This is a genomic window from Limnochorda sp. LNt (assembly GCF_035593265.1).
Classification (GTDB): Bacteria; Bacillota; Limnochordia; order Limnochordales; family Geochordaceae; genus Geochorda; species Geochorda subterranea.
Window position 1 is genome coordinate 2,189,429 of sequence record NZ_CP141614.1, and the last position, 13,446, is coordinate 2,202,874.

The window sequence follows — 13,446 nt, forward strand, 5'->3', positions numbered from 1 at the left end:
CCCGGCGCCGCATGGGCGTCGCCTACGTGCTGCACACCCTGGGACGCCTGCTACCGCCCGACGCCGTGGTGGTCGACGAAGCCATCTCGGCCAGCCCGCTGCTTCGCCAGCACGTGCCCATCCGGCGAGGCGGCGACTACTTCACGGCCGCCAGTGGCGCCCTGGGCTGGGCGCTGCCGGCGGCCGTCGGCATCAAGATGGCGTGGCCCGCGCGCCCCGTGGTGGCGGTGGTGGGGGACGGCTCGTTCCACTACGCCCCCCAGGCGCTCTGGACGGCCGCCCGGGAGTCGGTGGGCGTCTCGGTGGTGGTGCTCGACAACGGCGGCTACGCCATCCTCAAGAGCTACGCGGCCGCCTTCTACCCGACGGGGGCCGACCAGGTGCCGGGGCTCGACGTGCCGGCTCCGGGCATCGCCGAGGCCGCCCGGGCCCTCGGGGCCGCCGCCGAGCGGGTCCAAGACCCCGACGCCCTGGAGCCGATCCTGGGCCGGGTGCTGCGGCCCGAGGAAGGGCCGGCGGTGGCCGTGGTCGCCGTCGACCGGGAGGTGCCGAGGCTCTTCTGACGGGGTGAGCGGGGGAGCCGACGCCCAGGCAGGCGGGGCCGCCGTCGAGGCGGGGGGCCGACGTCGAGGCGGCGGAGCCGTCGGGAGGGAGACGAGGGGAGTTGGTGACGATGCCGGTCTACCGGGATGCCCGGCATCTCAAGGAGATCATGGCCGCCCTGGCCGAGCGGGCTCGCTTCAGCGACGCCGCCCGCGGTCTGCGGGACGCGCAGCTGGTGGTGGCGTTCGTCTATCGCAACCCGGATGTCACGGTCGTCATGGACGGCCGCACGCCCACCACCGACGGCTCTTACATGACCGTCCGCTTCGACGCCCTCGAGCCACCGCCCGACGTCACCTTCGAATCGCCCGCCGACGTCGGCCACACCTTCTGGCAGGGCAAGCTCAACGTGCCGGCCGCCCTGGCCCGTGGCCAGGTCAAGGCCCGCGGCGCCATCGCCCGAGCCCTCAAGCTGCTGCCCCTGCTGCCCCCTCTCTACCAGATGTACCGGGAGGTGCTGGTGGCGCGGGGCGAAGGAGATCTCCTCTCGTGAGTGCCGCCCCCGTGCCGGCGCCGCCGGCCCCCATCGCGGTGCGGGCGGCGGTCCTGGAGGACGTGGGCGGCCCGCTGCGGGTCGAGACCGTCGAGCTCGATCCCCCCGGGCCGGGCGAGGTACGGGTGCGAGTGGCAGCCGCCGGCGTCTGCCGCAGCGACCTCCACGTCCTGCACGGGACGCTCCCAGTGCCGCTACCCGCCGTGCTGGGCCACGAAGGCGCCGGCATCGTGGAGTCAGTGGGGCCCGGCGTCACCCGGGTGCGTCCGGGCGATCCCGTCGTCTTCAACTGGGTGCCGGGCTGCGGACGGTGCCACTACTGCCGCATCGGGCGGCCCGATCTGTGCGATGCGGCCTTCGACATGCAGGTGAGCGGCACGCTGCCGTCGGGCGAGACCCGCTTCCGGCTGGGCGGGCGGGCGCTGCACCACTTCTCGGGCGTCTCCTGCATGGCCGAGGCGACGGTGGTGCCCGAGGCGGGCGTCGTCCCCATCCCGCCGGGCATCCCCCTCGAGCGCGCCGCACTGGTGGGATGCGCCGTCACCACCGGCTACGGAGCCGTCGTCCACACCGCCGGCGTACGGCCGGGGACGAGCGTCGCGGTGCTGGGGTGCGGCGGGGTCGGCCTCAACGTCATCCAGGCCGCCCGCCTGGCCGGCGCCCACCCCATCATCGCCATCGACGTGCGCCCCGACAAGCTCGCGCTGGCCCGCCGCTTCGGCGCCACCCACACCGTCGACGCCGGCCGCAGCGAGGATGTCATCACCCCCGTGCTGGAGCTGACCGACGGGCTGGGCGCGGACTACGCGTTCGAGGTGATCGGGCGGCCGGAGACCATCGCGGCCGCCTACGGCGCCGTGCGCAAGGGCGGCACGGCCGTAGTGGTGGGCGTGGCGGCGCCGCACGAGGAGGTGGCCATCAACGCCTTCTCGCTGCCGTCGCAGTCCAAGGTGCTGACGGGCACCTGGTACGGGCGCTCCCGCCCCGACGTGGACATCCCCCGCATCCTCGCCCTGGTCCAGGCAGGCCGCCTCGACCTGGACGGGCTCGTCTCCGCCACGGTGCCGCTCGATGCGGTGGGCGAGGCCTTGGAGGCGCTCGAGTCGGGCCGGGCGGTGCGCACCGTCATCCGCATGGGGGAGGCCGGGGACGCCGGGGAGGCCGGCGACGCCGCGGAAGGGAAGTGACGCCTTCATGGCCATCGACGGCGTGCGGCGCTGGGAGCGCCGCCTCTTCATCGACGGGGAGTGGGTCGCCGCCTCCGGCGGCGACCGCTCCTACCTCGTCATCGATCCGGCGACGGGCGAGGCCTTCGCCGAAGCCGCCGACGGCAGCCCCGCCGACGTGGACGCCGCCGTGCGAGCCGCCTCGGCCGCCATGGACGACGCTCGCTGGCTGGGCATCGACCCTCTCGAGCGCTCCCGCACCCTTCACCGCATCGCCCAGCTCATCCGGGAGCGCCAGGACCAGCTCGCCGACCTCATGACCCGCGAAAACGGCATGCCGGTCAGCTTCGCCCAGTGGCTGGAGATCCCCATGGCGGCCGATGTCTTCGACTACTTCGCCGCTCTGGTGCCGACCACCGGTGGCCGCACCCTCCCCTTCTCGCTGCCGGGCCCCCAGGGGCAGTACCTCCTGTTCACCCTCAAGGAGCCGGTGGGCGTGGTGGGCCTCATCACCCCCTGGAACTTCCCCCTGCTGATGCCCGCCTGGAAGGTGGCCGCTGCCCTGGCCGCCGGCTGCTCGGCGGTGCTCAAGCCGGCGCCCGAGACGCCCTTCACGGCGCTGGCCCTGGCGGAGATCTGCGCCGAGGCCGGCGTGCCGCCCGGCGTCCTCAACGTCGTGCCCGGCGGCGACGAGACCGGGGCGGCGCTGGTGGCCCACCCCGGCGTGGCCAAGATCGCCTTCACCGGCGAGACGGCGACGGGGGCCAAGATCCTGGCGGCCGCCGCGCCCGACATCAAGCGGGTCACCCTGGAGTTGGGCGGCAAGTCGCCCAACATCGTCTTCGACGACGTGCCCCTGGAGGAGGCCGTCTCGGGGGCCGTCTTCGGCGTCTACCTCAACTCCGGGCAGGTCTGCCAGGCCGGCACCCGGGTGCTGGTGCAAGAGACCATCTACGAGCGCTTCGTCGAGGCGCTGGCTGAGCGGGTGCGCCAGCTCAAGGTGGGGCCCGGCCGCGATCCCGCCACCGACGTGGGGCCGGTCATCCGCGAGCACCAGCTCCGCCGCATCCTCGGCTACGTGGAGACGGGCACCCGTGAGGGGGCTCGCCTGGTCGTCGGCGGGCGCCGGCTCGAGGCGCTCGGGCCGGGCTACTTCGTCGAGCCCACCGTCTTCGCCGGCGTGACGGCCGAGATGACCATCGCCCGCGAGGAGATCTTCGGGCCGGTGGCGGCGGTCATCCCGTTCCGCGACGAGGCGCACGCCATCGAGCTGGCCAACCGGACCCTCTACGGGCTCGCGGCCGGCGTCTGGACCCGCGACGTCAAGCGGGCCCTGCGGGTGGCGCGCGGCGTCCGGGCCGGCACGGTCTGGGTCAACACCTATCAGGTGCTCTCGCCCACCGCCCCCTTCGGCGGCTACAGGCAGAGCGGCCTGGGCCGTGAGCTCGGCCCCGACGCATTGGAGCCCTACCTGGAGACCAAGACCGTCATCGTCGACCTCAACGAGGAGGCGCTGCGGTTCTTTTGAAGAAGGTCCCCGCTCGAGGGACGCCGTCGCGCGGGCAGAGGGGGACCGGCCCGTGCAAGCGCAGGGCCGACACGCCGACTACGACCCGTCCGCCTGGTTCTACGACCGGCATTGGGGCGGCTTCAGCCGCCAGGTGTTGCCGGTCCTGGAGCGACTGGTCCTGGGGGAGCTCCCAGCCGGGGCTCGCATCCTCGATCTGTGCTGTGGCACGGGCCACTTGGCGGCGCTGCTGACGGAGCGGGGTTTCCGGGTGGTGGGGGTCGACGTATCGGCCGGGATGCTGGCCTTCGCCCGGGTCCACGCCCCCCAGGCCGACTTCGTGCTGGCCGACGCGCGTGACTTCGCCCTGCCCGAGGCGGTCGACGCGGCCGTCTCGCTCTACGACTCCCTCAACCACATCCTCGCCCTCGACGAGCTGGCCCGGGTCTTCGTCAACGTGCGCCGGGTCCTCGTGCCGGGAGGAGCGGGACCTTCGGATGCCCTGGGGCCAGGGGCGGACGTTCTTCGTCGCCACCGTCCTCACGACGAGGTGGCCGCCGCCGACGCCGGCGCCGACGGCCGGGGCCGGGTAGCTCCCACGAAGCGGGCGCCCACCACCGCCACGTAGGCCACCCACGCCAGCACTTCCAGCAGCGACGGGTCGGCGTTGTAGCCGAAGAGCGCCTTCAAGAGAGAGCCGATGACGCCGCTCTCGTCGAGGACCCCGCTCGTGTCCCACACACGCTCGACGACGACGGGCACCAGACCGGCCTCCTGGAGCTCGTGGATGCCCGATGCCAGCAGGCCGGCTGCCACCAACACCAGCAGCAGCCCGGTGTAGAAGAAGAACCGCCGCAGGTCGAGCCGCACCGACGCCCGGTACATGAGGTGCGCCAGGGCGACTGCCCCCGCCAACCCGACCAGGGCGCCCGCGACGGCCCCGGCGTCGGGCTCCACGATGAAGACGGCTGCCAGGAAGAGGACGCTCTCGACCCCCTCCCGCAGCACCGCCACGAACGCCACGCTGGACAGCCCCAGCCGCTGGCCCGCCGACAGCGCCTGATCGACCCGCCGCTCCAGCTGCCCCCTGATGTGGCGGGCCTGGGACTGCATCCACAGGATCATGGACGTCAGGACGACCACGGCTGCCAGCAGGACGACGCCTTCGAAGATGGCCTCGGCCCTGCCCTCGAAGCCGCCGGCCACCACCCGGAAGAGGCCCGCCAGGGCAGCGCTGGCCACGACGGCGGCTGCCACGCCTCCCCAGACGTAGCGGGCATGGGCGGACTGACCGATCTTGCGGAGGTAACCCAGCAGGATGGCGACGATGAGGGCCGCCTCGAGGCCCTCGCGCAACATGATCAGGGCGGCTGCGCCCACGTGTGGGGGCCCCCTCTCCGGGGGCGAGTATACGCGAGGGTATTTAGCCGCGTCAACTATAAACCGGAGCAAGCGTTTCTCTCTGACAAGAGATTCTCTGTTGTCTACCGTTACCATTTGGCCCGCGCTGGATCCGGGCAACCGGGGGCTGGAGCTGAAGCTCGGCTCGCCGTCCCCGCTCGTGTATAACGGCCCCCTCTCGACGGCAGGCTGCTGCTCCAGCACACCCGTCAGGATCTCCACTCCCACCGGGGCGAACGGCCGCAGGGCCGCTGGCTGTTCGCGCGAGAGGCGCACCATGACGACGCTGGCGTCGCCCCCCCGGGTCATCTCGGGGGAAACGAACGTCACCCTTGCGGGATAGGCCTGCGATTCGAGGTGCTCCAGCGTCAGCCGGCGCCTCTCCTCTGCCCTTCTATGACTTGCCCTGGCACTCCAGGATGGGACTCCCAGCCACTCGGTCTCCCTTCTGCAGGAAGTCAGGGCTTGGTCTTTCCCCCGCGGACGGCCACCGTTTGAAGCGGGCAAACCCTACCGGGAGGAAGAGGGACTCGAAGCAATCCTGCCGGTCTTGTACCTGGAAATGCAGGTGTGGCTGGGTGAAATGACCCGAGTTGCCACACTCCGCTATCTTCGGACCGCGGCGGACCCGCTCTCCTGGCCGGACGCAGATGCTGCCCCTTCGCAAGTGAGCGAGCAGCGAGTACTCATTGGCGGCATGCTGAATGACCACGAAGTTTCCGCGAATGTCCGGGGCCGTGAAATCGATGGTCCCCACGATGGGCCAATCCCGGATATCGTCCCGGACCTTTACCACTACTCCTTCGGCAGGAGCCAGGATCAGCGCACCGTAAGCAAAGTAATCCGTCAAGCGAACACCCTTTTCGGTGAACATGTGCCCACTTTCCTCAATCCGGACAAAGCCGTAGGCGTACCGCTGCTCGACCAGGTCCCAGGAATGGGAGGTTTCGGGGATCGTGCCACCATTCGCGACCAGCCACCATCCTTCAAAGGGCAGCGTATACTCGACCTGTTGGGCGTAGGTCTCCGGCTCAGGCAACCTTCCACCGAACCGAAGTGGGGCTTCACGAATGTTGCGGACTTGCCGGAGCGCTTGCTTCATGACGTGCGGATTGAGGCGGCTCAAGCAGCTGGACAAACTCCAGAGAACATGCCCCGCGATGTCGCCGATGTCGTACCCTTGCGGCCGCATCCGAGCCCCCTCAGTGCTACGCGTGGTGGTCATCCGCCTGGGAGATGATACACGATGCGCGGGCGCACGCCTGGCCGTCCGGTATGACCAGTCTGTTATCGGCGAGCCAGCGGTATACCCTGGGGCCATACCCCATCTTGCGAAGTAGCCAGGCAACAGGTAGAAGGGGCCAGAAGACTGGCATGTACCTGAAGAGGGCTACGACAGCGTCGAACCCCCCATGCACCTCGTATCCTGCCTGGTTGAGTACAACGAGCTGCATCTCGCGTTCGACTGCATCCACCGTCAAACGGTACTTTTCGTATGACGTGTCGTGGCGAAATGACCGCACCTCCAGTGCGTGAAAGACGTCGAAGCCTTTCAGAATCTGCCCCGTGCGCCTGCAATAGGGGCAGTAGCCGTCTATGTAGATGACCATCCTGGGGAGAACTCGCCGCAAGAAGCTCGATATGGTGACCCACTCCTCGTCGCGAAGGGTAAAGAGCACAAGGGTCATCATGATAGCGGAAAAGCTAACCAACCCCATGACCACTGCAATGGCCGCGTTTACACCACCGCTCTTCCAACCGATCCTGGCAAGAGGGTAGGACGGGGAGCATGGGGCGGCGCAACTTTGCCGGGATCGAAGGAAGCAGAATCATACCTTATTCCTGCCGTTGGCACCGTGCGTTCCCATCGTCTCGGCGCAGGACTCCTTCGTTCGTCGTCTCGCTTCGACTTACGGGTCCCCGTTTTCGTGGGTCGGCAATTCGAGACCATTTTGAATGTCATCCGACGTTTTCCGGAGGCGAACGGAACCCCTGCGATGCGGTCACGCTCCCGGCGGCAGGGGCCACGGCTCTACCGAATATGGTTACTTCACCGCCGGCCCCCGAGGGACCGGGGCCCGGGCTGGGAAACGGGCCAGATGGCCACGAGGCCAAGCCTGGGGGAGGGGGCGTCGCCATGCAAGGGGCCCAACAACGACCCTCGATGGTGGGGACCTGCCTGGTCGTCAGCCTGGTCGCCCTGTCGGTCGGCGCCGCGCTGACCCTCACGTCACCGCCGACCCCGGCCGGGGCTGCGCCGCGCCGCTCCGGCGACGTCTCCGGGGTCTACGCCGGCGAGCTGTCGACCATCAACTACCTCGTCACCGCCTCCACCTCGGAGCAGTCGGTGGCGGCCAACACCATCGACACCCTGGTCGAGTACGACCATCTCGGCATCATGCGGCCCGCCCTGGCCACCTCCTGGGAGGTGTCGCCCGACGGCCTCACGTGGACGTTTCACCTGCGCCGGGGCGTGATGTGGGTGACGCACCAGGGCAAAGAGTACGCCGAGGTGACAGCCCAGGACTGGGTCGACGCCCTGCGGTACTCCTTCGATCCGGCCAACGCCTCCCTCACCGCCAACGTGGCCTACCGGGTCATCAAGAACGGCGAGCCCTACTTCAAGGGCGAGATCACCGACTTCGACGAGGTGGGCGTCAAGGCCCTCGACCGGTACACCCTCCAGTACACCCTGGAGCGGCCCGTCCCGTACTTCCTGAGCATGCTCACCTACACGGCCTTCATGCCGGTCAACGGCAGGTTCCTGGCGGAGGTGGGCGACAGGTTCGGCACGGACAACGAGTTTCTGCTCTACAACGGCGCCTACATCTTCTCGGTCTGGGAGCCCCACAACATCCAGGTGTTCGTCAAGAACGACAAGTACTGGGACGCCGACAACGTCCACATCGACCGACTCGTCTTCCGCTACAACAAGGAGGCGTCGACCCTCGCCCCCGAGCTGTTCTTGCGCGGCCAGATCACCGGGGCGGCCATCCCCACCGCCGCGCTCGACGAGTGGATGAACGACCCGGTGCGCCGCAAGATGGTCCGGCCCGGCATGACCAACTTCTACACCTACTTCTACGCGTTCAACTTCGATCCCAAGTTCGCTCCCGAGTACGAGCCGGACAACTGGAGAGTCGCCGTCAACAACCGCAACTTCCGCAAGGCCATCTTCCACGGCCTCGACCGCCGCGCCGCCCTGCTCACCGAGGACCCGTACAACCCGGACCGCCTGCTCAGCAACACCATCACCCCCCGAAACTTCGCCGCCCACGGGGGCAAGGAGTACACGGAGATCGGCGCGCTCGCCGCCCTCTCCTGGCAGGACACCTTCGACCCCGAGCTGGCGCGGCAGTACCGGGACCGGGCCAGGCAGGAGCTGGCGGGCAAGGCCAGGTTTCCCGTCAAGGTGATGATGCCCTACAACACCTCCAGCACCTCCTGGACCAACCGGGTCCAGGTCATCGAGCAGCAGCTGGAGGACCTGCTGGGCCGGGACTTCATCGACATCATTCCGGTGGGCTTCCCGCCGACGGGCTTCCTCAACGCGACCCGCCGGGCGGGCAACTACGCGCTGCAGGAGGTCAACTGGGGCCCCGACTACGCCGACCCCGAGACCTACACGGACCCCTTCGTGCCGGGTGGCACCTACAACCGGCCCGAGATGGCCATCGGCTACACCGAGGCCAACGGCAAGACCCGCTACGAAAACCTGGTCAGCGCCGCCAAGGCCGAGATCCTCGACATCGGCAGGCGCTACGAGCTCTTCGCCGAGGCCGAGGCTTTCCTGATCGAGGAGGCCTTCGTCATCCCGTACCGGGTCGGTGGCGGCGGCTACCTCGCCACCAGGCTGGAGCCTTTTACGTCGCCGTACGCGCCCTTCGGGGTCTCCGAGCTGCGGTACAAGGGCCAGGTGGTCATGGACCGGCCGATGGACTCCGAGGCCTTCGACGCGGCCTACCAGCGGTGGCTGCAGGAGCGGGCCGCCGCCCTGCGGCGGGAGGCGGCGGGGGCCGGGCAGTAGGCACCTGCTGACGGCCGGGGGGAGGCGCAGCAGCCGCATGCTGCAGTACACGCTGAGGCGTCTGGCCCATTCGCTGGTCACGATCTTCCTCGTCGTGACGGTGGTCTTCTTGCTGATGCGCCTCCTGCCCGTCGAGGGGTACTTCGGCGACAGCTACGACAAGCTGACGCCCGAGCAGCGCGAGGCGGTGCTGCGGCGGATGGGGCTTCTGGATCCCTGGTACGCGCAGCTCTATCGCTTCTACTCCCATCTGCTGCGCGGCGACCTGGGCGTCTCCGTCATCTACCGGCCCAACGTCCCGGTCCGCGAGATCCTCGCGCTCAAGATCCCCTACTCGCTCGCCTTCGGGATGGCCGCGCTGGGGCTCTCCCTGATGGCAGGCCTCGCCATGGGCGTGCACATGTCGCTCCACAAGGGAGGCTGGTGGGACAAGGCCTGGACCGGGTACGTCGTCTTCGTCAATGCCGTGCCGGCGGCCGTCTACCATCTCTTCATCCAGCTCTACGTCACCGAGATCGCGGGGCTGCCCCTGCTGTTCAGCAGCTTCGACCCCGTGAGCTGGATCCTGCCGACCATCTCCATGTCCCTCGGCGGAATCGCGGGCTACGCCATGTGGGTGCGGCGGTTCATGGTGGACGAGCTCAACAAGGAGTACATCCGTCTGGCGAGGGCCAAAGGTCTGCCGAGCAGGGCCATCATGATCAAGCACGTCATGCGCAACGCCTTCGTGCCCCTGGCCCAGTACCTGCCGGCCACCGTGCTGTTGACCATCGGCGGCTCCATCTACATCGAATCCCTCTACTCCATCCCCGGCATGGGCGGGCTCCTGGTGGACGCCATCCAGCGCCAGGACAACCCGCTGGTGCAGGCCCTGGTCCTGGTCTACTCGGTGCTCGCCATCATCGGGCTCTTCCTGGGGGACGTGCTGATGACCCTCTTCGATCCCCGCATCCGGCTGGAGCGGCAGGGGGCGACCCGGGCATGACGGCGCCGGAGCAGCGGGCCGTTGCCGGCATGGAAGAGCGCCTGCTCTTCACGCTGGCCCGCCGCAACGAGGCCGAGGCCGAGCGCACGGCCACCTCCGACTACTCCTACTGGCGCTCCACCTGGCGGGCCTTCCTGGGCAACCGCACGGCGGTCGTGCTGCTGGCGCTGATGATGTCGCTGGTGCTGCTGACCATCGTGCAGCCCTATCTGCCCGGCCAGAAGGATCCGGTGCACATCCACCGGGATCCGGTGACGGGGCTGCAGCTGCGCAATCAGCCGCCGGGGCCCGACTTCTGGCTGGGCACCAACTCCATCGGGCAGGACCTGTGGGCGCGGCTGTGGGCGGGGACCCGCACGTCGCTCATCATCGCCCTCATCGTGGGGGCGTGGGAGATCGCCTTCGGCATCCTGGTGGGGGCGGCCTGGGGCTACGTGCGGCCGCTGGAGGCGGTCATCACCGAGGCGTACAACGTCATCGACAACATCCCTACCACCATCCTGCTGACGCTGCTCGCCTACATCATGCGGCCCAGCTTCCAGACCATGATCATCGCCATGTGCGCGACGGGCTGGCTGGGAATGGCCCGCTTCGTGCGCAACCAGATCGTCATCCTGCGCGACCGCGAGTACAACCTGGCCTCCCGCTGCCTGGGCACGCCCACCTCCCGCATCGTCGTCCGCAACCTGCTGCCCTACCTGGTCTCGGTCATCGTGCTGCGCATGGCGCTGTCCATCCCCTCCACCATCGGGTGGGAGGTCTTCCTCACCTACATCGGGCTGGGGCTGCCGCTGGACCAGCCGACGCTGGGCAACCTGCTCAACGAGGGGCGCCAGGTGATGATGGCGCCGTCGCTGCGCTACCAGCTCATCTTCCCGGCCGCGGTGCTGTCGGTCATCACCGTCTCGTTCTACGTGCTGGGCAACGCCTTCGCCGACGCGTCGGATCCGCGCAACCACTTCTGACGAGGAGGGAGCGCCCACGCAAGCGGTCAGGTCAGGCATCGCCGGCGTCATGGAGGCGACGCCGGCCGCGGCGCGGTCGCCGGGCGGCCGGCCGCCGGTGCTGTCGGTAAGGGACCTGGTCATCAAGTTCCGCCTGCGGGGCCGGGTGCTCACGGCCATCCGGGGCCTCTCGCTGGACCTGCACGAGGGCGAGGCCCTGGCCCTGGTGGGTGAGTCGGGCTCGGGCAAGACGGTGCTCACCAAGTCGTGGCTGGGCATGCTCGACCCCAACGGCTGGATCGACCGGGGCGCCATCCTGATGGGCGCAAGGGATCTGGCCCGGCTGCGGGCCGAGCGGGAGTGGCTCGGCATCCGGGGCCGGCAGATCGCGATGATCTTCCAGGACCCGATGACCGCGCTCAACCCGCTGCGTACGGTGGGCGCCCAGGTGCAGGAAGCTCTCGAGCTCCACCAGGGGCTGCGGGGGAGCGCGGCGCGCGAGCGGGCCGTCGAGATCCTGGCGCAGGTGGGCATCCCCGATGCGGCGTCCCGCTATCATCAGTACCCGCACCAGTTCTCGGGCGGCATGCGCCAGCGGGTGGTCATCGCCATCGCCATCGCCTGCCGTCCGCGGGTGCTCGTCTGCGACGAGCCCACCACCGCGCTGGACGTGACGGTGCAGGCCCAGATCCTGGAGCTGATCGGGCGGCTGCGGCGCGAGCTGGGCATCGCGCTGATCTTCATCACCCACGACCTGGGAGTGGTGGCGCGCGTCGCGGACCGGGTGGCGGTGATGTACGCCGGACAGATCGTGGAGCAGGGCACGGTGGAGGAGATCTTCTGCGACCCGCGCCACCCCTACACCTGGGCGCTACTCGCCTCCCTGCCCCAGCTGGGCGTCAAGGGCGAGCCGCTGCACGCCATCCCAGGCGCGCCGCCCAACCTCCTCGCGACCATCCGGGGGGACCCGTTCGCTCCCCGCAACCCGTACGCGCTGGCCATCGACCTCGTCCAGGAGCCGCGGCCCTTCCAGGTGAGCCCCACCCACTGGGCCCGCACGTGGCTGCTCGACCCTCGGGCGCCCCGGGTGCAGCCCCCGCCCGCCGTGCGACGGCTGCGGGAGCGCCGGCGCTGGGAGGGGGGCTGGATGGGGCCCGACGGGCAGGGGCACGGGCAGGCGGCGGCCAACCGCCGTCAGCAGGGCACGCGGCGCGAGGTGCTGCTCGAGGTGCGGGACCTGCGCATCGAGTACCGGGCGCGGGGGCGACGCCCCTTTGTGGCCGTCGACGGAGTCTCCTTCGAGGTCTACCGGGGCGAGACCCTGGGGCTGGTGGGCGAGACCGGCTCGGGCAAGAGCTCCATCGGGCGGGCCATCGTGCGCATCACCGAGACGGCCGGGGGCGAGATCCGCTTCCGGGGGCGGCGCATCGACGGGCGCATCCCCCGCGAGCTCGACCGGGAGCTGACCCGCCGCATCCAGATGATCTTCCAGGATCCCATGGCCTCCCTCAACGAACGCGCCAAGGTGGACTACATCGTCTCCGAGGGCCTCTACAACACCCGCGCCTACCGCGACGAGCAGGACCGCCGGGCCCGGGTGGCGAGCGCGCTGCGGGAGGTGGGGCTGCTGCCCGAGTTCGCCAGCCGCTTCCCCCACGAGTTCTCCGGGGGCCAGCGGCAGCGCATCGGCATCGCCCGGGCCCTCATCATGGAGCCGGAGCTGGTCATCGCCGACGAGCCCGTCTCGTCGCTGGACGTCTCGGTGCGGGCGCAGGTGCTCAATCTGCTCCAGGCGCTGCAGCGGCAAAAGGGGCTCACCTACCTCTTCATCTCCCACGACCTGTCGGTGGTGCGCTACATCGCCGACCGGGTGGCGGTCATGCACCGCGGGAGGCTCGTGGAGCTGGCCGAGACGGAGGAGCTCTTCCGGTCTCCCCTGCACCCCTACACCCGGGCACTGCTCTCGGCCATCCCGGTGCCCGATCCGCGGGTGGAGCGCAACCGCCGGGTGGTGCGCTACGAGCCCCCCGGCGACGAGGACGGGCGCCGGTCGCCCCGGTGGGCCGAGGTGCGGCCGGGCCACTGGGTGCTGGCCGACGACGCGGAGCTCGAGGCGTACCGCCGGGCTCTGGAGGGACGCTAGAGTGGACGGCGCCGGGGGGCCACCCCGGCCGGCCAGACCCGGGAGGCGCCCTGCGCGGGGAACGAGGCGCCCGGCCTGGGTGCAGAACCTGTCGCGGCGGGGCCTGCGGGCGCTGGGAGTCCAGGCCAGGACCTTGACGCACCAGAGGTTTTGTCTATGATGGTCATCAGGTGGTGT

General features: G+C 69.8%; 12 protein-coding genes. 9 read left to right on the forward strand and 3 right to left on the reverse strand.

The genetic code is table 11. The features are described from left to right. Positions 1-11: 11 nt before the first annotated feature. From VLY81_RS10375 to VLY81_RS10395, 5 genes are all read left to right on the forward strand, one after another. Positions 12-563 carry a thiamine pyrophosphate-dependent enzyme gene (locus VLY81_RS10375; protein ID WP_324668094.1) on the forward strand — a complete coding sequence of 184 codons (552 nt, stop codon included), beginning with the start codon at positions 12-14 and terminating at the stop codon, positions 561-563. A 101-nt stretch (positions 564-664) separates the two neighbouring features. Beyond that, positions 665-1,096, forward strand: coding sequence for a hypothetical protein (locus tag VLY81_RS10380; protein WP_324668095.1), 432 nt, complete (start codon positions 665-667; stop codon positions 1,094-1,096). After that, on the forward strand, positions 1,093-2,283 hold the full coding sequence (locus VLY81_RS10385) for a Zn-dependent alcohol dehydrogenase (protein ID WP_324668096.1): 1,191 nt from the start codon (positions 1,093-1,095) through the stop codon (positions 2,281-2,283). Before VLY81_RS10380 ends, VLY81_RS10385 begins: the two co-directional genes overlap by 4 nt. Positions 2,284-2,296: 13 nt before the next feature. Beyond that, a complete protein-coding gene (locus VLY81_RS10390) occupies positions 2,297-3,790 on the forward strand; it encodes an aldehyde dehydrogenase family protein (RefSeq protein ID WP_405001369.1) in 1,494 nt (497 codons plus the stop codon). 52 nt (positions 3,791-3,842) lie between these two features. Continuing rightward, entirely contained in the window at positions 3,843-4,397 is a 555-nt protein-coding gene (locus VLY81_RS10395) for a class I SAM-dependent methyltransferase (protein ID WP_324668098.1), read from the forward strand. Here the strand turns inward: VLY81_RS10395 and efeU are convergent. The 3 genes from efeU to VLY81_RS10410 form a co-directional block, all read right to left on the reverse strand. Next, positions 4,310-5,149, reverse strand: coding sequence for an iron uptake transporter permease EfeU (efeU, locus tag VLY81_RS10400; protein WP_324668099.1), 840 nt, complete (start codon positions 5,147-5,149; stop codon positions 4,310-4,312). The two genes, VLY81_RS10395 and efeU, sit on opposite strands and share 88 nt — an antisense overlap. Positions 5,150-5,564: 415 nt before the next feature. Beyond that, on the reverse strand, positions 5,565-6,395 hold the full coding sequence (locus VLY81_RS10405; RefSeq protein ID WP_324668100.1) for a M23 family metallopeptidase: 831 nt from the start codon (positions 6,393-6,395) through the stop codon (positions 5,565-5,567). After that, positions 6,379-6,861 (reverse strand): thiol-disulfide oxidoreductase DCC family protein, encoded by a 483-nt coding sequence (locus VLY81_RS10410; RefSeq protein WP_324668101.1) that lies wholly within the window; start codon positions 6,859-6,861, stop codon positions 6,379-6,381. Before VLY81_RS10410 ends, VLY81_RS10405 begins: the two co-directional genes overlap by 17 nt. Positions 6,862-7,307: 446 nt before the next feature. Here VLY81_RS10410 and VLY81_RS10415 point away from each other — a divergent pair, with 446 nt between their 5' ends. The 4 genes from VLY81_RS10415 to VLY81_RS10430 are packed head-to-tail and all read left to right on the forward strand — an operon-like array spanning position 7,308 to position 13,269. Next, positions 7,308-9,197: a peptide ABC transporter substrate-binding protein gene (locus VLY81_RS10415; protein WP_324668102.1), complete on the forward strand. Its 1,890-nt coding sequence runs from the start codon at positions 7,308-7,310 to the stop codon at positions 9,195-9,197. Positions 9,198-9,234: 37 nt separating this feature from the next. Then, entirely contained in the window at positions 9,235-10,182 is a 948-nt protein-coding gene (locus tag VLY81_RS10420; RefSeq protein ID WP_324668103.1) for an ABC transporter permease, read from the forward strand. Further along, positions 10,179-11,147 carry an ABC transporter permease gene (locus VLY81_RS10425; RefSeq protein WP_324668104.1) on the forward strand — a complete coding sequence of 323 codons (969 nt, stop codon included), beginning with the start codon at positions 10,179-10,181 and terminating at the stop codon, positions 11,145-11,147. Before VLY81_RS10420 ends, VLY81_RS10425 begins: the two co-directional genes overlap by 4 nt. Before the next feature lie 49 nt (positions 11,148-11,196). Then, a complete protein-coding gene (locus tag VLY81_RS10430) occupies positions 11,197-13,269 on the forward strand; it encodes an ABC transporter ATP-binding protein (protein WP_324668105.1) in 2,073 nt (690 codons plus the stop codon). The last annotated feature ends 177 nt before the right edge of the window (positions 13,270-13,446 follow it).

Bases quoted from the DNA above. Each gene is read 5' to 3' on its own strand.
- VLY81_RS10375 (WP_324668094.1), top strand. From the start codon at position 12: ATGGGCGTCGCCTACGTGCTGCACACCCTGGGACGCCTGCTACCGCCC.
- VLY81_RS10405 (WP_324668100.1), bottom strand. From the start codon at position 6,395: ATGACCACCACGCGTAGCACTGAGGGGGCTCGGATGCGGCCGCAAGGG.
- VLY81_RS10410 (WP_324668101.1), bottom strand. From the start codon at position 6,861: ATGATGACCCTTGTGCTCTTTACCCTTCGCGACGAGGAGTGGGTCACC.
- VLY81_RS10415 (WP_324668102.1), top strand. From the start codon at position 7,308: ATGCAAGGGGCCCAACAACGACCCTCGATGGTGGGGACCTGCCTGGTC.
- VLY81_RS10420 (WP_324668103.1), top strand. From the start codon at position 9,235: ATGCTGCAGTACACGCTGAGGCGTCTGGCCCATTCGCTGGTCACGATC.
- VLY81_RS10425 (WP_324668104.1), top strand. From the start codon at position 10,179: ATGACGGCGCCGGAGCAGCGGGCCGTTGCCGGCATGGAAGAGCGCCTG.
- VLY81_RS10430 (WP_324668105.1), top strand. From the start codon at position 11,197: ATGGAGGCGACGCCGGCCGCGGCGCGGTCGCCGGGCGGCCGGCCGCCG.